A 16,102-nucleotide genomic window follows, 5' to 3' on the forward strand; every position below is an offset into this window, starting at 1 on the left:
GTCCTGACAGCGCGATCTCAGGCGGGATGCCCGGGAGCAGCGGCCCTCGCGGCGCCGAGCGCCGCCCGGAACGCACCTTCCTGCACGGCGCCGTCCGCGACCAGCAGCGACCACTCCCAGCGGAGCACGGCGTCGCGGGCGAGGTGCATCTCCTCATGGAAGAAGGGGGCCGCGCACAGCATCGGGGTCCCGCTGCTGCGGACGAACCAGGGAGACGGGCCTCCCGGATTGTCCACCGACGGGATCATGAGGACGGACGCACCGGCGGACTGCAGTCCGAGCCAGGCGTGCGCTGTCCCCATGGCGTCGCCCTCCCCGACGGCACCGGCGCCACCGGCGGAGGGTGCGATGATGCTGCTTCCGTCGAACGACGGTGCGAGGCGCAGGAAGAACCCGCCGTACCCGGCGTTCGGGCGGCCTGCCGTCGTCGGGCTGCCGAAGGCCAGCGGACCGCCGCTGACGTTCGCCCAGGTGCTCTGCACGGTGGTCCGGGACCATCCGACGTCGCCCGCCCGCAGGGTGTCCGCGCTCCAGGCCCGCTCCTCCTCGAGGAATTTGCTGCCGTCCGCAGCGCACCAGCCGATCCGCTGCACCACCACGTGGCCCGCGTGCCGGCGGCTGCGCACGCGCTGCGAGCCGTTGTTCGGGAGCTGGACGTAGCCCCGCGCGCCGCTGTAGGTCGGGCCTCCCCACAGGTTCACAGGGTCCTCCTGGCCGGGGACGTCGATGGCCGATACCGTGATGCCGAGCCCCCAGTGCCACGGATGATCGGCCGGCGCGTAGTCGCTGACGGGCTGTCCGCCCGGGGTCAGGACCGGGTGGAGGAAGGGCCGCGGCGCGTGCATGACCGGCTCGTCGCGGCCCTCGCGCAGGACGCCGGCCACCCGACCCTCGCGCGTGGAGAGGGCGTCCCCCGCGCTCATGCCGCGGGGGCTCCGGCGGACGCCCCGGGGCGCCCGTCGATGACCGGCGCCGTCAGGGATCCCCGCAGGGACGGATCCGCGAGATCCTCCCGGGAGACCCAGCGGTCCTCCCGGGCCGACACGTACATGCCGGTGACGATCTCGAGCGCGCGGGCAGGATGGCCGACGACGCCGGGCATGCCCCGACCCGCGATGAGCGAAGGATAGATCTCCCCGAACAGGGCGTCGTGGCCGCTCGGGATCTCCTGATCCGGCAGGCTCCACGACGCCGAGGTCGCCTCGTCGACGCCCGGCGCAGGCGTGATCCTCCAGTGGGCGTGCCCGTGGCCGTAGAGGTGCTCCAGCTCGATCGTCGCCCGCTCCGTGTCGATGCGGAGCAGGCTCGACTGCCGTGGGGCGAGGACCGTCGAGACCACCGAGGCCACCGCGCCCGAGGCGAAGACCAGGGACGCGTGGGAGAGGTCCTCGGTCTCGACGTCGTGCTGCTGCCGCCACAGCGTGGCGCGCACCGCGGACCATTCGCCGAGCAGGTATGCGAGCAGATCGACCTGGTGGCTCCCGTGGCTGAGCGTGGTGCCGCCGCCCTCGGTGGCCCACGTGCCGCGCCACGGCACGGCGAAGTACTCTGCCGTCCGGTACCAGTGCGTCTGGCACAGTGCTGACAGCGGGCGGCCGAGAGCGCCCGAATCGAGCAGTGCCTTCACATGGGCGGTGGCGGTGCCGGAGCGTTGCTGGAAGACGACGGCGAGGCCGCGTCCCGCGGTGCCCGCCGCCCGGGTCATCGTGTCGAGCTCGGCGAGGCTCAGGGCGGCGGGCTTCTCGACGACGACGTGCGCTCCCGCGACGAAGGCCCCGGTCGCCTGCCCGGCGTGCCCGCCGGGTGGGGTGCAGACATGGAGGACGTCGACCGGCTGGGCGGCGAGCATCTCCTCGAGCGAGGAGAAGCGGAACGGGACCCCGTGGGCCTCCGCGAAGGCGGCGAGGTGCACGGCGGACGGATCCGCAGCCGCGACGAGCGCCACCCCGGGCAGGTCCCGCAGGGCCGTGGCGTGGAGCTCCGCCACTCCCCCGGTCCCGAGGATCGCTGCGCGGAGCAGGGGGGCGGTGCCGTCGGCAGGGGCAGCGCGTCGCTCGGCGGAGGGGTTGTCCGCGGGACTCGGCAGGGGCACGGTTCCTCCAGGGTGAACAGGGATCACGGTTCGGGAAACCCTAGCAGAGAAAGCGCTTACCGATCAGGCGCAGCAGGGCTCGGCGTCACCCCCGGCCGTGCAACAATGGCCCTTTCCGTGGAACGCGCTGGGCGGTGGCCGCAGCGGCCGCCCGTACCTCAGGAGTGGAAGCAATGTCGGCACCGGCCAGCAAGAGTCCCGCGACGCTGCATGACGTGGCCAGGGAAGCGGGCGTCTCGCTCGCCACGGCGTCGCGATCGTTGAACGGAAGCACCCGCAAGGTCAACGAGGCCTACCGGCAGCGAGTCGTCGAGGCCGCCCAGCGGCTCGGCTACACCACGAACCTGTTCGCGCAGGCGGTGGCCAAGGGAAGCACCACCACGGTGGCGTTGCTCGTGGCGGACATCGCGGACCCCTACTTCTCCAGCATCGCGGCCGGAGTCATCGACGCCGCGAGCGAGGAGGGACTCGTCGTGACGATCGCGGTCACCGGACGCAATGCCCAGCGGGAGCTGGACACCGTGCGGGCGCTGCGCGGACAGCGCCCCCGCGTCATGATCCTCGCGGGCTCCAGGACCACCGGCTCCGCGTTCGAGGATCAGTTGCGCGGGGAGCTCACCTCCTTCGAGGACACCGGCGGGAAGGTGGCCTTCATCAGTCAGGACGCAGCCCCCTTCGCCACGGTTCTCCTCGACAACCGGGGCGGGGCACGTGACCTCGCCGTCGCACTCGCCTCACTCGGCTACCGGGACGTCGCGGTCATCACCGGGCCGCCCGAGATCAGGACGGCCGAGGAGCGTCTCGAAGGGTTCGCGGCGGGGCTGGCGGAGTGCGGTATCCCCCTGCCGGCGGATCGCATCATCCACGCCGACTTCACGCGCGACGGCGGCTACCGCGGCACCCAGGAGCTCCTGGCGTCGGGCGCTTCGGTCGACCTCGTGTTCGCCGTCAACGACGTCATGGCGGTGGGCGTCGTATCGGCGCTCCGGGAGGCCGGGATGGTGCCCGGCCAGGGGATCGGCGTGGCAGGCTACGACGACATCCCGACCGTGCGGGACATCACGCCCGCCCTGACCACGGTCCGCATCCCCCTCGAGGACGTGGGCCGGCGCGCTCTCCAGCTCGCGACAGGTTCCGCGCACGACGCCGGAGCAGCGCCCGCACCCGGGGAGCCCGCGCCCATCAGGACGGAGACGATCATCCGGGGGAGCACGCCCCGCCGGTGATTCCGTGCCGGTGATTCCGTGCCGGTGGCCCTGCGCAGGTCCCCGCACCGGCAGGTCCCTCAGGAGGGCAGGACGGACCCGGGGCCGGCGTCGCGTGCTGCAAGCCTCGCGACGTCGTCCACGGGAAGCTCCGCGACCTCGGCCACGGTCGCGATGTCCTCCCCGTGGCTGATCGCATCGGACACCGCTTCCTTCAGGGTCAGCTCGGCGCGGTCGAGCTCGAACTGGACGTCCTCCCTGTCGGCGGCAGCGACACGGATCCTCAGCAGATGGTCCTTCGTCATGGCAGGTGCATACCTCGTATCGTGGTCGGGCGGCGTGACGCCGGCGTCCCACGCCGCGCAGGTCCTGCGCGCAGGTGCGGTGATGGTGCCATTGTCGCGATCATCCTAACCATTCACGGCACGGCGTGGAATGGACCGCCGGACCTCCGATGGATTGTGTCCGTCGCCGGTTCCCGGCCCATGCTGTCGGACCCGCGGCGTACCCTCGTCGCATGGCGGAAAGACCGGGATGGCATGGCATTCCACCCAGCGCGGACCGGTACGTCGCCCCGCTCCAGCTCGAGGCGCCGACCGGTGACATCACCGAGCCGGCCCGCTCCCCCGCTCTGTGGGTGGAGCTGGACTATCCCGACGGGACCCGGCGCACCATGAAGGGATTCGCGATGGCGTGGACGGCCACCACCGTCCGTGCGCAGTGGATCGAGTACTCCCGTGCACGCGAGGCCTGGGTGGACGCCGCGCGCTGCCGACGCCGGACCCTGACGCCGCGTCCGACGCACCCGGCCTGACGGGACCCTGCGTCGAGCCCCTGCCCCTCCCCCTGCCCGCTCGGGCAGCATCCTCGTAGAGTGGAGGGATGAACCGGGCCGCACCGCACTCCACCCCGCCGGGCAGGCATGCGTGACCAGGGCTGCCGGGTGGCACGGACTCCCGCCCACGACGCACCAGTTCGTCCCTCCACTCCAGGTGGAGCCGCCCACCGAGGGCATCACGGAGTCCGTCCCCCCCTCACCTGCGCTCTGGGTGGACCTCGAGTATCCGAACGGCGCACGGCAGACCGTCCGCGGATTCGCCATGGCATGGACCAGCTCGGCGGTCCTCGCGCAGTGGGTGGAATTCTCCATCGCCCGTAGTGCATGGGTGCGTCCGGACCAGTGCACGCGGCGGTCGATCCCTGGCCGCTCGGGCGCCCCGGGCTGACCCGTCCGGCGGGTGTTCCTGCTTCCTCCGTAACGCCCGAGCGGAATGCCGCACGCCGAGCTCGAGGGTCCCGGGCGTCATCGGGGTGGGCGTCCTGACCCACGCGGCCCCTCATTGCCCCTCCCTCCTTCTTCCTCTACACTCGCGGTAAGCGTTTTCCCATATGGCGGTGCCGCCGCACGAAGGAGCAGGAATGTCAACGAGGACAATCGGGATCATCATGAACGGCGCCTCAGGGCGCATGGGCTATCGGCAACACCTGGTCCGCTCGATCCTCGCGATCCGCGACCAGGGGGGCGTGCTCCTCTCCGACGGAACCCGTGTCCAGGTCGAGCCGATGCTCGTGGGCAGGAACGAGGCGAAACTCGCCGAGCTCGCCGCCCGGCATGGCATCGAGCACTTCTCGACCGACCTCGACAGCGTCCTGGCCGACCCCACCTGGGAGATCTACGCCGACTTCCTCGTGACGAAGGCTCGGTCGGCGGCCATCCGCAAGGCCATCGCCGCCGGCAAGGCCGTCTACACCGAGAAGCCCACCGCCGAGACGGCGGCCGACGCCCTCGAACTCGCCGACCTGGCGGAGGCGGCCGGGATCAAGAACGGCGTCGTCCACGACAAGCTGTACCTGCCGGGCATGCAGAAGCTGAAGCGCCTCATCGACTCCGGCTTCTTCGGCCGGATCCTCTCGGTGCGCGGGGAGTTCGGGTACTGGGTCTTCGAAGGCGGCTGGCAGGACGCCCAGCGTCCCAGCTGGAACTACCGGGCGGAGGACGGCGGCGGGATCGTCGTCGACATGTTCCCGCACTGGAGCTATGTGCTGGAGAACCTGTTCGGCAGGGTCGAATCCGTGTACGCGCGGGCCGTCACCCACATCGACGACCGCGTCGACGAGCAGGGCCACCGTTACCGCGCGAGCGCCGACGACGCCGCGTACGCCGTCTTCGAGCTGGAGGGCGGCATCGTCGCGCAGCTCAACTCGAGCTGGACGGTCCGCGTCGACCGCGACGAACTCGTGCAGTTCCAGGTGGACGGCACCCACGGCTCCGCCGTCGTCGGGCTGTTCGGCTGCAAGATCCAGCCACGCAACGCCACGCCCAAACCCGTCTGGAACCCCGATCTCGAGGACACCCACGACTACGACGCCGACTGGATCGAGGTGCCCACCAACGAGGTGTTCGAGAACGGATTCAAGACGCAGTGGGAGGACTTCCTCCGGCACGTCCTGGAGGACGCCCCCCACCCCTACGATTTCCTGGCCGGCGCCCGCGGCATGTACCTCGCCGAGCAGGGACTCGAGAGTTCGCGCTCGGGGCGCCGCCTCGACCTGCAGGACGTCCGCAGCACCGCCGCACCTCGCCAGGCAGCGGTTCCGCTGGCATGATCACCCTCGTCGATGCGGCCGGACGCACCTCCGCCGTCGAACTGGATCCTGCGCCGGTGTTCGTCAGGCCGGCCGGTCCCCTCACGAGCAGGACCGTCTATGCCGCCGCGCACGTGGTCCCGAGGACCACGGCCGAGAACGTGCCCGGCGCGCCGGCGGACCTCGATTGGGACGCGACGCTCGCCTTCCGCCACCACCTGTGGTCGTGGGGGCTCGGGGTCGCGGACGCCATGGATACGGCCCAGCGGAACATGGGGCTCGACGCCGCCGCGACCCGCGAGCTGATCTCCCGCAGCGCGGCGGAGGCACGAACGGTGGGCGGCGGCCTGGTGGTCGGCGTCACCACGGACCATGTCGACGACGCCGTGATCCCCCTCGGCGCGGTCGTCGACGCCTACAAGGAGCAACTCCACTTCGCCGAGGACGCAGGTGCCTCGGTGGTCCTCATGGCCAGCCGCCATCTCGCGCGGGCGGCGGGATCCGCCGAGGACTACGAGCGAGCGTACGCAGAGGTCCTGGCCGCGGCCGGCGCCCCGGTGATCCTGCACTGGCTCGGCAGCGCCTTCGATCCGGAACTCGGGAGATACTTCGGCTCCTCGGACACCGGGTCGGCGTCGTCGACCCTGCTCAAGATCATCGCCAACGCTCCGGACAAGGTGGCGGGAGTGAAGATGAGCCTGCTCGACGCGGATGCGGAACGGGCCGTACGCGCACAGCTTCCGGCCCCTGTCCGCATGTTCACCGGGGACGACTTCAACTACGTGTCCCTCATCGGCGGGGACTCCTCGGGTCACTCGGATGCCCTGCTCGGAGCGTTCGCCGCCCTCGGGCCGCACGCCTCGGCGGCGGTCCAGGCCCTCGACGCCGGCGCCCACGACGCCTATGCGCGGATCCTCGGTCCCACGGAGGCCCTGTCCCGGCAGGTCTTCGCGTCCCCCACGTACTACTACAAGGCGGGCGTGGCCTTCCTCAGTTGGCTCAACGGCCACCAGCCCGGCGTCGGCATGGTGGGCGGGCTGCACGCCGCCCGCAGCCTGCCACACCTGTCGGAGATCGTGCGCCTCGCCAACGCGTGCGGCGCCCTGGAGCAGCCTGAGCTCGCCCGGGAGCGCTGGCATGCGATGCTGCGGGTGAGCGGGGTGTCGGCATGACGACGCCGCACGCCCGCCTGTCCGTCAACCAGGCCACCCTGAAGTACGCCCCCCTCCCCGAGGCGCTGGAGGTCACGGCCGCCGCCGGCATCACGAGCATCGGCCTGTGGCGCGACTCGGTGCAGGCCCAGTCCCTGCCCGAGGCGGCCCGGCTGCTCGCACTGTCGGGGCTGCGGTTCTCGAGCCTCTGCCGCGGGGGCTTCTTCACCGTCCCGGAAGGGGCTGCCCGCCGGGCGGCCATGGACGACAACCGGAGGGCCATCGAGGAGGCCGCAACCCTCGCGGCCGCCGGTGCGGCAGGCTCCGTCCCGGTGCTCGTGATGGTGGCCGGCGGCCTCCCACAGGGTTCGAACGATCTCGCGGGGGCCCGGGCCCGGGTGGAGGACGCCCTGACCGAGCTGGCGCCCGAGGCCCTCGCCGCAGGGGTGACCCTCGCCCTCGAACCCCTCCATCCGATGTACGCCTCCGACCGCGCCGTCATCTCGACGCTGAAGCAGGCACTGGACCTCGCCTCCCCCTTCCCGCCCGCCGCCGTCGGCGTCGTCATCGACACGTTCCACGTGTGGTGGGATCCGGACCTCCCGGCGCAGATCGTCCGGGCCGGCGCGGAAGGGCGGATCGCGAGCTACCAGGTGTGCGACTGGAGGACGCCGCTGGCCGCGGATGTCCTGCTCTCGCGCCACTACCCCGGAGCCGGGGTGGTCGACTTCGAAGCCATCACCGGCGCGGTCCAGACGGCCGGCTATGCGGGCGACGTCGAAGTGGAGATCTTCAACCAGGACATCTGGGACACCGCGCCGGCCGAGGTCCTGGCGCGGACGATCGGGAGCTTCGACGAGAACGTCGGCGCGCACCTGCGGACGGGCATCCACCGGTAGCATCGGTCCATGGAATCTACCGAGGTCGTCCGGCGGTACTGGTCGTCGGTGTGGAGCAGGGACTGGACCGCGGTCGGGCAGACCCTCGCCCGGGACGTGACGGTGTTCTGGCCCGTCACACGGGAGGTCATCCGCGGCAGGGACAACGTGGTGGCCGTGAACTCGGAGCGACCGAACGGGTGGAGCATCGACGTGCTCGAGGTCTACGACGCCGGCGAGGCGGTGGTGTCCGAGGTGCAGGTGCCGCAGGAGGACGTCGGGATCTTCCGCGTCGTGTCGATCTGGACGGTGTCCGACGGCGTGATCACCTCGGGCCGGGAGTACTGGACCCTGTACGGCGGCGAGGACGGCCCCGACTGGCGCCGGAAATACGCCGCCATCGGGGATCTCCCCTCCTGAGTGCCTCGTACGGCACGCGCGAAGGACACGGCAGCCGCATCATGACCGACCGTCCACGCCGCGCGCGGTACTCCTGCCCTAGCTCGCGATGAGGCTCCGGTACTGGGGGTTGTCCGCCAGGAACGCCTGGACCTGGTCGCAGTACGGCAGGGCGGCCAGGCGACGCTTGTGGGCATCGAGCAGGACCTTCTGGATGAGAACGCCCTCCAGCCCGGCCCCCTCGAAGGCCGCGGCGACCACGGTGCGGTGCAGCCGCAGGGTGCCCGCCCGCAGGGAATAGGTGAGATAGCCCGCGAGCATCCCGTCCTGGAAGAGCTCGAAGCGATGATTCATCGGGTTGTCGCGGAAGGCGCCGGGACGCTCCGCCACGCCCGAGCCCTCACGTGCCTCGGCGGCGCGCCGGTCCAGCTCATCGGCGAGGCGGTCGTAGTCCTCCTGTGCGCCGTACGGCGGGAAATCGGCGTCGAGCACCTTGTACATCTGGTTGACCAGACGGCGGAGCTGGCGCGTGGTGGTACCGGTGAAATCGTGGGGCAAGATCAGCGGTTCGACCGGAGGCTGCGCCGCTCCGAGACGGCCGGTGGCCATTCCGGGCCACGCGTCATAGGCGGTGTCGTGATCGGTGGGGAGTGCGGGAGCTGCATCGTCATCGAGGCGAGCGGTGGTGGAAGAAGTCCGGGCTACGGGTGTCATGGCATTGACCTTCAGGTCAGAAAGGAGCAGGCCGTTTTCTTGACCTTCCCCTAACCTAGCCGCCGGCTAGGACGATGTAAAGCTAGTTTATCTAGTAATAAGCATGCTCACCATCACGGGTCCGGTCGGACGGCTAGGCCTCGGCGAGCATGACGCTCGTCACGGGGAGGGACGGATCGGTCCCGAACGCGATGCCGCTCGGGCTACCCCCGTCCAGCACGATCTGCGCTCCGAGAGCGGCCACCATGGCGCCGTTGTCCGTGCAGAGCGAGGGCGCGGGAATCGTCAGGGTGATGCCGGCGGCAGCGCACCTCTCGCCGGTCAGCTCACGGAGCCGCCGGTTGGCGGCCACTCCCCCACCCAGCAGCAGGTTGGTGATCCCGTGCTCGCGGCAGGCGAGGACGGCCTTCGCCGTGATGATGTCCACGACGGCCTCCTGGAAGGACGCCGCGATGTCCGCCACCGGCACCTCCAGCCCTGCCGCCTCGTACTGCTCCACCGAGCGGGCGACGGCGGTCTTGAGACCGCTGAAGGACCAGTCGTAGCGGTGCGGGCCGGGCTCCTCCGCGCTGCCCATGTACTTGGGCTGCGACAGGCCGCGCGGGAAGCGGATGGCCTTCGGATCGCCCTGCCGTGCCAGCCGGTCGATGGCCGGACCGCCGGGATAGCCGAGGCCCAGGATCCGGGCCGTCTTGTCGTAGGCCTCGCCCGCGGCGTCGTCGATCGTGGATCCGAGCAGTTCGACGTCGTTCGCGATGTTGACCACGCGGAGGATCTCGGTGTGCCCCCCGGAGACGAGCAGTGCGCCGAGGTTCGGCGGCAGGCCGTCGCTGAACGTGCCGCCCACCATGCCGACGCCGACGTGCGCCACGAGGTGGTTGATCGCGTAGAGCGGCTTGCCGGTGGCGACGGCGAGCGCCTTCGCCGCGGAGACGCCGACCATGAGGGCGCCGGAGAGCCCGGGACCGGCGGTGACGGCGATCGCATCGAGCTCGTCGAGCGTGACGCCGGCGTCGTCGAGCGCGGCCCGGAGGGTCGGGACGAAGGCCTCCAGGTGCGCCCGCGAGGCGATCTCGGGGATGACGCCGCCGAAGCGGACGTGCTCGTCCATCGAGGAGGACACGGTGTTGGTCAGCAGCTCGGTGCCGCGGACGATCCCGATGCCGGTCTCGTCGCAGGAGGATTCGATGCCGAGGACCAGGGGTCGGTCGGTGGTCACGGTGTTCCTCCCCCGTCCGTGGTGTGGTGGTCCGCGGTGCCGTCCGCCAGGACGAGCCGCATCACCCAGGCATCCACCCCGTCCCGGTAGTACTTCCTCCGGGTGTGGATCTTCCGGAACCCGAACCGGACGTACAGGGCCTGGGCGCGGGGGTTGTCGGCGCGGACCTCCAGCATGACGTTGTCGGCGCCGCGCCGGCGGGCCTCCTCGAGCAGCTCGGTGAGCAGGGCCCGTCCGATGCCCCGGCCCTCGAAGCGCGGGAGGACGCCGATGGTCTGGATGTCCGCCGTCGTGTCGATCACCATGAGGCCTGCGTACCCGACGGCCTCGCCGTCCACCTCGGCCACGAGGTAGCGCCGGGTGTCCGGCTGGAAGAACTCCGTGTAGAACATCTCGAGCGGCCAGGCGTCGATGGGGAACAGTTCGTTCTCGAGCCGGCCGATCGTCTCGATGTCCTCGAAGGCGAGGTCCCGCAGGAGGAAGCTCACGCCGTCGCCCGCTTCCTCGGCCCGGGCACCTGCGCGTCCGATTCCCGCAGGTAGAGCGGCGAGGTGTCCCGCAGGGGCGCGCAGGCGAGCAGCCGCAGGCGGGCCACGCGGGCGAGGGACGCGGCGTCCGGGTCCGACGCCGCGAAGGACGGCACGCCGTCGACGTCGTCCGGGTACAGGCTCGCGGCCCGGCCGACGAGCGGCTGCCCGCCGGGGAGCGCGGACGCGGAGCCCACGTGCGGGCCGTCGAGGAGTTCGGGCAGGGCCCCGGGCTGCGACGGCGCCCGGTACGCCGCCCAGTACACCTCACCGCGGCGCGCATCCGTCCCCGCGAGGAACGCGCTGCCGGCCGGCACCGCGCCACCCGCTGCGGCGTCGAAGGCCAGGGCGTCGAGGCTCATGACGCCGTACAGGGGCACGCCCCACACGAAGCCGAGCGTCCGGGCGGTGACGAGACCGGCGCGCAGGCCGGTGAACGGCCCCGGGCCGACGCCGGCGACGACGGCGTCGAGCTCGGTCCCCGCCACCCCGGCGTCGGACAGGATCCGGTGCACCGCGGGTGCGAGGACCTCCGCGTGCGAGCGCGTGTCGGCACTGGCGAACCGGCCGACGACGGCGTCGTCGTGCAGGAGCGCCACGGTGGCCGCGGCGGAGGTGTCGAGGGCGAGGAGAAGCACCCGACAAGCCTAGTCGAGCGGCAGCGCCGGCACCCCTCCGCGCCAGCGTGGGCCGGCGCCGGAGAGCGTGACGGTGCGCACCTCGTCCTCGCCGTCGTCGTCGAAATCCGTGACGAGGCCGCGCGGCCCACCCGGACCGGTGCCGCCCAGCGGCCGCGTGATGTCCACCCGGAGCCAGCTGTCGGCCAGGTGCTCCACGCGCCCGGCACCCCACTCGATGACCGTGACGTTGGCATCGAGGGTGGCCTCGAGGTCGAGGTCGTCGACGGCCGACGCGCTCTCGAGGCGGTAGGCGTCCACGTGGACGAGGCCCGGGCGGCCGTCGCGGGAGCGGTGCTGGCGGACGAGCACGAAGGTGGGCGAGGTGATGCGGTCCTCGACGGCGAGGCCGCGCCCGAGCCCCTGGGTGAAGGTGGTCTTGCCCGCGCCCAGTTCTCCCGAGAGGACCAGCAGGTCCCCCGCCCGCAGGTGCCGTGCGAGGCCGGCGGCGAGCGCCTGGAGCGCGGCGGCCGAACCGACGTCGTACGACGCCGACCACTCAGGAGCCGGTGCCATCGCCGCCCTCCCGGGGTGCGTCGAGGTAGACCCGTTCCACCCGGTCGCTGATGCGGGTGACCACTTCGTAGTTGATCGTCTGCGCGGCGGCGGCCCAGTCCTCGACGGGCGGCGCGTCCCGGCCGCCGAACAGGACGGCGCGCTCACCCAGCGGGCTCGCCGGGGTGTCCACCAGACCGGTGGCGCCGAGGTCGATGACGAACTGGTCCATCGCGATCCGCCCGACCACGGGGTACACGCGCCCGCCCACCTGGACCGGAGCCCCGGTGGCGATGCGGGGGACCCCGTCCGCGTAGCCGACGGGGATGAGCCCCAGCGTGGTGGGCTTCCGGGTGCGGTACGCGTACCCGTAGGAGACGCCCTGGCCCGCGGGCACCTCCTTGCAGTTCGCGACCGTGGTGCTGAACGTCATGACGGGCCGCAGCCCCAGGTCCTCGGATCCCTGGTCGGCGAAGGGCGAGAGCCCGTAGATCCCCAGGCCCACCCGCACCAGGTCGAAGTGGCAGTCGGGCCGGGAGAGGGTCGCGGGGGTGTTCGCGAGGTGCCGCACCTCGACGTCGATCCCGGCCTTCTCGGCGGCGGCGACGGCGTCGCGGAACGCCTGCACCTGCAGGTCGGTCTCCGGCCGGGCGGGCTCGTCGGCGACGGCCAGGTGGGAGAAGACCCCGACGACGCGGATGAGGCCCTCCTCCTGGTGGGCGACGGCGCGGCCGAGCAGGGCCTCCCACTGCTCCGGCGGGCAGCCGTTGCGGCCCAGCCCGGTGTCGATCTTCAGGTGCACGATGGCGGGGCGCTCCAGCTCGCGCGCGGCGGCGACCACGTGCTCCAGCTCCCAGCCGGAGATTCCCAGGTCCAGTCCGTGCTCCACGCCCGCGGTGAAATCGGTGCGCGACGTGTGCAGCCAGGCGAGGATGGGCGCCTCGATGCCGGCCTTCCTCAGGGCGACGCCCTCGCTGACGTGGGCCACGCCGAGCCACGCGGCTCCCGCCTCGAGCGCGGCACGTGCCACCGGGAGCGCCCCATGGCCGTAGGCGTCGGCCTTCACGACGGCCATCACACGCGCCGGGTGCGCCACGTCGCGGAGGTGCCGGATGTTGTGCCGCAGCGCATCGAGGTCGATCTCGGCGGCGCGTTCGGGGAAAGTCACCCGGCCCATTCTGCCAGTTCGGCCCGCCCGTCCGCCGTCCGGTGGTTGCACGGGCCGTGGGGGTTGCGCCCGGCCACACCGCGGGGAAGGATCGAAGACATGTTCGATCCGGGGCAGGACGGCCGCACCTGCGAGCTCCGCCGCGAGGACGGGCGGCCCTGCGGCGGGGCCGTGGGCGGCGCCCCCGTTCCGGTCTGTCGGGCCCACGCCGCGGTGATCGGCGAGTGGGTCGCCGACGAGTACGGCGTGACCGACGTCCTGCCCGGCGCGTGCCGGGCCTGCGGCTCGCGCCTCGGTGTCCGGTATCCCTCCGCCTGGGTGTGCGCCGCCTGCGAGTGGCGGGTCGGCGACGTCCTCGACGACGGCCTGCCGCCGCCGCGCGTGGACATCGTGTACTACCTCAGGTTCGAAAGCCGCATCAAGATCGGCACGACGGCGAATCCGCGGCAGCGGCTCGCCCGCCTGTGGCATGACGAGGTACTGGCGTTCGAGAAGGGGGACCGGCTGGTGGAGCACCGTCGCCACCAGGAGTTCGCCGCCTCACGCCTCGGCCGCTCGGAGTGGTTCGCGGCGTCGCAGGACCTCGAGGAGCACGTCCGCGACCTCGCCGCGGGGGTCGAGGACCCGTGGGCGCTGTACGCCCGGTGGTTGGGCGAGGCGGCGGCGTTACGGGGCTGAACGAGCCCGTCCTGAGAAGCAAACACCGGATGAACGGGGTGCCGGGTGGATGAAGGGCACCTTAATGCATTAGAACTGTTCGATGAAGTCCGCGCCCTTGATGACGGGGCATGCCCCTTACAAACTCTTCCGCACAGCCTTCGCGGTGGCGGCTGCCTTCGCCGTGCTCACCGCCCTCGTGGCCGTGGTCTTCGGCCTGCCCCTGCGCGATCCCGACGGCTTCCTCGGCCCCAGCTACGTCCGGCTGCCCCTGCTCCTGGCGGCGCTCATCCTCGTCGACGTGATCACCTCCATGCTGCGCAGTCGGCCCGCCCGGGGGGACGTGCTGCGCGCGGCGGCCGTCGAACTCCGCAGGCGCTGGCCGGCCCCGCGGCTGGTGGCGACCTCGGCGGGTCTGCTGACCTTCTACCTGGCGTACGTCTCGTACCGCAACATGAAGAGCTTCCTGCCGTTCGTCCGCGACCGGGTGACGGATCCGCTCCTGCAGGCGAGCGACCGCTGGCTCGCCGGCGGCGACCACCCCGGTGACGTGCTCCAGCAGGTCCTCGGCACGGGAGCGAGCGCGCACGTCCTGTCCGCCGTCTACGTGTCCTACCTCGTCTTCGTGCCCGTCTCCGTGGCTGCGGCGCTCGTCTGGTCACGCCGGCTCTCGCACGGCGCCTGGTACGTCACCGCGCTGTCCTTCAACTGGATCCTCGGAGCGCTCAGCTACTACGCCCTGCCCTCCCTGGGCCCGATCTACGTCGAACCGAAGCACTTCGCGGACCTGCCGGACACCGCCGTCACCGCGCTGCAGGAGTCCCTCTACCGGAACCGGGTACGGGTCCTGGGTGACCCCCACGCGACCCAGTCGGTCCACGGCATCGCGGCCTTCGCCTCCCTGCACGTCTCCGTCGTCTTCACCGCCGCCGTCATGGCGCACCTGCTCAACCTGCCGCGCGTGATCAAGGCGGCGCTCTGGGTCTACATGCTGCTCACCGCCCTCGCCACCGTCTATTTCGGCTGGCACTACGTCGTCGACGTCGCCGCCGGCGCAATCCTCGGTGCCCTGGCCATCTGGCTCGCAGCACGCGCGACGCGGTCCGGGGAGGAGGCGCCGCCCCGGACCGCGCCGGTCCTGGCGACGGCGGGCAGCGTGTGAGGTCAGGTCACCGGACGCCCGGTGCGTCCGGGCCGCCCTCGCAGGGACGGACCGACGGTGAGGCGTCGGAATGCCGCGCGATCGTCGCCGCCGCCCTGCGCGATGCCTGGCCCGGGACGTCGGACACGAGGTCCTCCAGGAAGGCGTAGCGGCGCCGCAACTGCTTCTGCACCGCGTCGCGTCCCGCGCTGACCCGGTGCCACCAGTCCGCGATGTCACCCCACCCGGGAGCTGCCAGCGAACCGCCGACGTGCTGCACGGACAGCGAGGCGCAGAGATTCGCGAAACCCAGGCGTTCGGCGAGCGGGAAGCCCGCCAGGTCGGCCATGACGAAGGCGGCGCTGAAGCAGTCGCCGGCGCCCGTGGGGTCGTGGGCGGACACGGGAAGGGCGGGCACCCACTCCTCCTCCCCCGTGAGCGAGTCGATGGCGATCGCGCCGTGCTGGCCGACGGTGACGACCGCGACCGGAACCCGGTCCGCCAGCGAGTACAGCGCAGCCCATGGATCGTCCATGCGGGTGTATGCCATGGCTTCGACGGCGTTCGGCATGAACGAGTAGAAATGATCGAGTGAGGCGAGCGTCTCGGGCGCCCACGCACCGTCCGGGTCCCACCCCACATCGCCGAAGAGTTTCGTGCCGCGGGCCGCTGCCGCCTCCGCCCATGGCTCGATCTCCTGCTCCACGCTGACGACGGCGGCACGGCACGACGGCGGCGGCGCTCCGATGAGCTCGGTGGCGCGCAGCGGCGCAGCGTGGCCGTGCGTCACCATCGACCGGTCCTGGTGCACGGAGAGGGAGACCGTGACCGGAGAGTGCCACTGCCCGAAGACGCGCGAGCGGGACAGGTCCACGTGTTCCTGGTCCTGCAGCACGTCCCAGTTGAACTGCCCGTAGCCGTCGTCGCCGAACGCCGCGGCGAGCGTGGTGCGCAGACCGAGGCGGCTCGCGGCGATCGCCTGGTTCGCGATCCCTCCCGGGCCGGAACCCATGCCGTCGGTCCACACCTCGGTGCCCGGCGCCGGAAGCCGCTCCAGCCCCGTGAACACGATGTCGAAGAAGACCTGCCCGGTGAGGAGCAGGTCGAACTCGGGCCCGTCCGGGCCCCGCGTGGCTGCCAGGGGATCGAAGCGGTGCTGTTGGGCCATGTACGGCACCTTACTGGTCCGGCGG

The 16,102-nt window shown here is 71.8% G+C and carries 19 protein-coding genes; 9 read left to right on the forward strand and 10 right to left on the reverse strand.

Annotation, left to right across the window (positions count from 1 at the left end):
- Positions 1-17 precede the first annotated feature (17 nt).
- Together AC4D2F_RS06205 and AC4D2F_RS06210 are read right to left on the reverse strand one after the other, a co-directional pair.
- Positions 18-923, reverse strand: a complete 906-nt coding sequence (locus AC4D2F_RS06205) for a DUF6807 family protein (RefSeq protein WP_490909876.1) — start codon at positions 921-923, stop codon at positions 18-20.
- Complete coding sequence (locus tag AC4D2F_RS06210) at positions 920-2,092, reverse strand: Gfo/Idh/MocA family protein (protein ID WP_490909877.1); 1,173 nt, start codon at positions 2,090-2,092, stop codon at positions 920-922. Before AC4D2F_RS06210 ends, AC4D2F_RS06205 begins: the two co-directional genes overlap by 4 nt.
- A gap of 173 nt (positions 2,093-2,265) precedes the next feature.
- On the opposite strand from AC4D2F_RS06210, the gene AC4D2F_RS06215 reads away from it, so the two are divergent.
- Positions 2,266-3,318: a LacI family DNA-binding transcriptional regulator gene (locus tag AC4D2F_RS06215; protein WP_490909878.1), complete on the forward strand. Its 1,053-nt coding sequence runs from the start codon at positions 2,266-2,268 to the stop codon at positions 3,316-3,318.
- 59 nt (positions 3,319-3,377) lie between these two features.
- On the opposite strand, the gene AC4D2F_RS06220 is transcribed toward AC4D2F_RS06215, so the two are convergent.
- Complete coding sequence (locus tag AC4D2F_RS06220) at positions 3,378-3,602, reverse strand: hypothetical protein (protein WP_104166254.1); 225 nt, start codon at positions 3,600-3,602, stop codon at positions 3,378-3,380.
- A 212-nt stretch (positions 3,603-3,814) separates the two neighbouring features.
- Here AC4D2F_RS06220 and AC4D2F_RS06225 point away from each other — a divergent pair, with 212 nt between their 5' ends.
- The 6 genes from AC4D2F_RS06225 (at position 3,815) to AC4D2F_RS06250 (ending at position 8,332) form a co-directional block, all read left to right on the forward strand.
- Positions 3,815-4,111 carry a hypothetical protein gene (locus tag AC4D2F_RS06225; protein ID WP_104166256.1) on the forward strand — a complete coding sequence of 99 codons (297 nt, stop codon included), beginning with the start codon at positions 3,815-3,817 and terminating at the stop codon, positions 4,109-4,111.
- A gap of 112 nt (positions 4,112-4,223) precedes the next feature.
- Complete coding sequence (locus tag AC4D2F_RS06230) at positions 4,224-4,523, forward strand: hypothetical protein (RefSeq protein WP_490909879.1); 300 nt, start codon at positions 4,224-4,226, stop codon at positions 4,521-4,523.
- Between the two features lie 193 nt (positions 4,524-4,716).
- Positions 4,717-5,904, forward strand: a complete 1,188-nt coding sequence (locus AC4D2F_RS06235) for a Gfo/Idh/MocA family protein (protein WP_104166260.1) — start codon at positions 4,717-4,719, stop codon at positions 5,902-5,904.
- A complete protein-coding gene (locus AC4D2F_RS06240) occupies positions 5,901-7,055 on the forward strand; it encodes a DUF993 family protein (RefSeq protein ID WP_490909880.1) in 1,155 nt (384 codons plus the stop codon). Before AC4D2F_RS06235 ends, AC4D2F_RS06240 begins: the two co-directional genes overlap by 4 nt.
- Positions 7,052-7,933, forward strand: a complete 882-nt coding sequence (locus tag AC4D2F_RS06245) for a sugar phosphate isomerase/epimerase family protein (RefSeq protein ID WP_490909881.1) — start codon at positions 7,052-7,054, stop codon at positions 7,931-7,933. The genes AC4D2F_RS06240 and AC4D2F_RS06245 overlap by 4 nt, the downstream gene beginning before the upstream one ends.
- Positions 7,934-7,942: 9 nt before the next feature.
- Positions 7,943-8,332: a nuclear transport factor 2 family protein gene (locus AC4D2F_RS06250; protein ID WP_104166265.1), complete on the forward strand. Its 390-nt coding sequence runs from the start codon at positions 7,943-7,945 to the stop codon at positions 8,330-8,332.
- 78 nt (positions 8,333-8,410) lie between these two features.
- Here the strand turns inward: AC4D2F_RS06250 and AC4D2F_RS06255 are convergent, their stop codons facing one another.
- The 6 genes from AC4D2F_RS06255 to alr all read right to left on the reverse strand — a co-directional run bounded on the left by AC4D2F_RS06255 (position 8,411) and on the right by alr (position 13,120).
- Positions 8,411-9,025, reverse strand: coding sequence for a GNAT family N-acetyltransferase (locus tag AC4D2F_RS06255; protein WP_104166267.1), 615 nt, complete (start codon positions 9,023-9,025; stop codon positions 8,411-8,413).
- 133 nt (positions 9,026-9,158) lie between these two features.
- Positions 9,159-10,244 (reverse strand): tRNA (adenosine(37)-N6)-threonylcarbamoyltransferase complex transferase subunit TsaD, encoded by a 1,086-nt coding sequence (tsaD, locus tag AC4D2F_RS06260; RefSeq protein WP_104166269.1) that lies wholly within the window; start codon positions 10,242-10,244, stop codon positions 9,159-9,161.
- A complete protein-coding gene (rimI, locus tag AC4D2F_RS06265; RefSeq protein WP_490909882.1) occupies positions 10,241-10,732 on the reverse strand; it encodes a ribosomal protein S18-alanine N-acetyltransferase in 492 nt (163 codons plus the stop codon). The genes tsaD and rimI overlap by 4 nt, the downstream gene beginning before the upstream one ends.
- A complete protein-coding gene (tsaB, locus tag AC4D2F_RS06270) occupies positions 10,729-11,409 on the reverse strand; it encodes a tRNA (adenosine(37)-N6)-threonylcarbamoyltransferase complex dimerization subunit type 1 TsaB (RefSeq protein ID WP_490909883.1) in 681 nt (226 codons plus the stop codon). The genes rimI and tsaB overlap by 4 nt, the downstream gene beginning before the upstream one ends.
- 9 nt (positions 11,410-11,418) lie before the next feature.
- Positions 11,419-11,964: a tRNA (adenosine(37)-N6)-threonylcarbamoyltransferase complex ATPase subunit type 1 TsaE gene (gene tsaE / locus AC4D2F_RS06275; protein WP_490909884.1), complete on the reverse strand. Its 546-nt coding sequence runs from the start codon at positions 11,962-11,964 to the stop codon at positions 11,419-11,421.
- Positions 11,948-13,120: an alanine racemase gene (alr, locus tag AC4D2F_RS06280; protein ID WP_104166277.1), complete on the reverse strand. Its 1,173-nt coding sequence runs from the start codon at positions 13,118-13,120 to the stop codon at positions 11,948-11,950. Before alr ends, tsaE begins: the two co-directional genes overlap by 17 nt.
- Positions 13,121-13,210: 90 nt before the next feature.
- On the opposite strand from alr, the gene AC4D2F_RS06285 reads away from it, so the two are divergent.
- Both AC4D2F_RS06285 and AC4D2F_RS06290 read left to right on the forward strand, forming a co-directional pair.
- The gene (locus tag AC4D2F_RS06285) at positions 13,211-13,789 is read left to right on the forward strand and encodes a GIY-YIG nuclease family protein (RefSeq protein WP_490909885.1); all 579 of its coding nucleotides are present in this window, start codon (positions 13,211-13,213) and stop codon (positions 13,787-13,789) included.
- Between the two features lie 82 nt (positions 13,790-13,871).
- Positions 13,872-14,930 (forward strand): phosphatase PAP2 family protein, encoded by a 1,059-nt coding sequence (locus AC4D2F_RS06290; RefSeq protein ID WP_104166279.1) that lies wholly within the window; start codon positions 13,872-13,874, stop codon positions 14,928-14,930.
- 7 nt (positions 14,931-14,937) lie between these two features.
- Here AC4D2F_RS06290 and AC4D2F_RS06295 read toward each other — a convergent pair whose 3' ends face one another.
- Entirely contained in the window at positions 14,938-16,077 is a 1,140-nt protein-coding gene (locus tag AC4D2F_RS06295) for a carbohydrate kinase family protein (protein WP_104166281.1), read from the reverse strand.
- Between the last annotated feature and the right edge of the window lie 25 nt (positions 16,078-16,102).

The sequence above is a fragment of the Arthrobacter sp. TJ-263 genome (assembly GCF_058269155.1).

Bases quoted from the DNA above. Each gene is read 5' to 3' on its own strand.
- AC4D2F_RS06250 (WP_104166265.1), top strand. From the start codon at position 7,943: ATGGAATCTACCGAGGTCGTCCGGCGGTACTGGTCGTCGGTGTGGAGC.
- tsaE (WP_490909884.1), bottom strand. From the start codon at position 11,964: ATGGCACCGGCTCCTGAGTGGTCGGCGTCGTACGACGTCGGTTCGGCC.
- AC4D2F_RS06215 (WP_490909878.1), top strand. From the start codon at position 2,266: ATGTCGGCACCGGCCAGCAAGAGTCCCGCGACGCTGCATGACGTGGCC.
- AC4D2F_RS06205 (WP_490909876.1), bottom strand. From the start codon at position 923: ATGAGCGCGGGGGACGCCCTCTCCACGCGCGAGGGTCGGGTGGCCGGC.
- AC4D2F_RS06240 (WP_490909880.1), top strand. From the start codon at position 5,901: ATGATCACCCTCGTCGATGCGGCCGGACGCACCTCCGCCGTCGAACTG.
- AC4D2F_RS06285 (WP_490909885.1), top strand. From the start codon at position 13,211: ATGTTCGATCCGGGGCAGGACGGCCGCACCTGCGAGCTCCGCCGCGAG.
- alr (WP_104166277.1), bottom strand. From the start codon at position 13,120: ATGGGCCGGGTGACTTTCCCCGAACGCGCCGCCGAGATCGACCTCGAT.
- AC4D2F_RS06225 (WP_104166256.1), top strand. From the start codon at position 3,815: ATGGCGGAAAGACCGGGATGGCATGGCATTCCACCCAGCGCGGACCGG.
- AC4D2F_RS06245 (WP_490909881.1), top strand. From the start codon at position 7,052: ATGACGACGCCGCACGCCCGCCTGTCCGTCAACCAGGCCACCCTGAAG.
- AC4D2F_RS06255 (WP_104166267.1), bottom strand. From the start codon at position 9,025: ATGACACCCGTAGCCCGGACTTCTTCCACCACCGCTCGCCTCGATGAC.
- AC4D2F_RS06295 (WP_104166281.1), bottom strand. From the start codon at position 16,077: ATGGCCCAACAGCACCGCTTCGATCCCCTGGCAGCCACGCGGGGCCCG.
- AC4D2F_RS06235 (WP_104166260.1), top strand. From the start codon at position 4,717: ATGTCAACGAGGACAATCGGGATCATCATGAACGGCGCCTCAGGGCGC.
- AC4D2F_RS06290 (WP_104166279.1), top strand. From the start codon at position 13,872: ATGAAGTCCGCGCCCTTGATGACGGGGCATGCCCCTTACAAACTCTTC.
- AC4D2F_RS06220 (WP_104166254.1), bottom strand. From the start codon at position 3,602: ATGACGAAGGACCATCTGCTGAGGATCCGTGTCGCTGCCGCCGACAGG.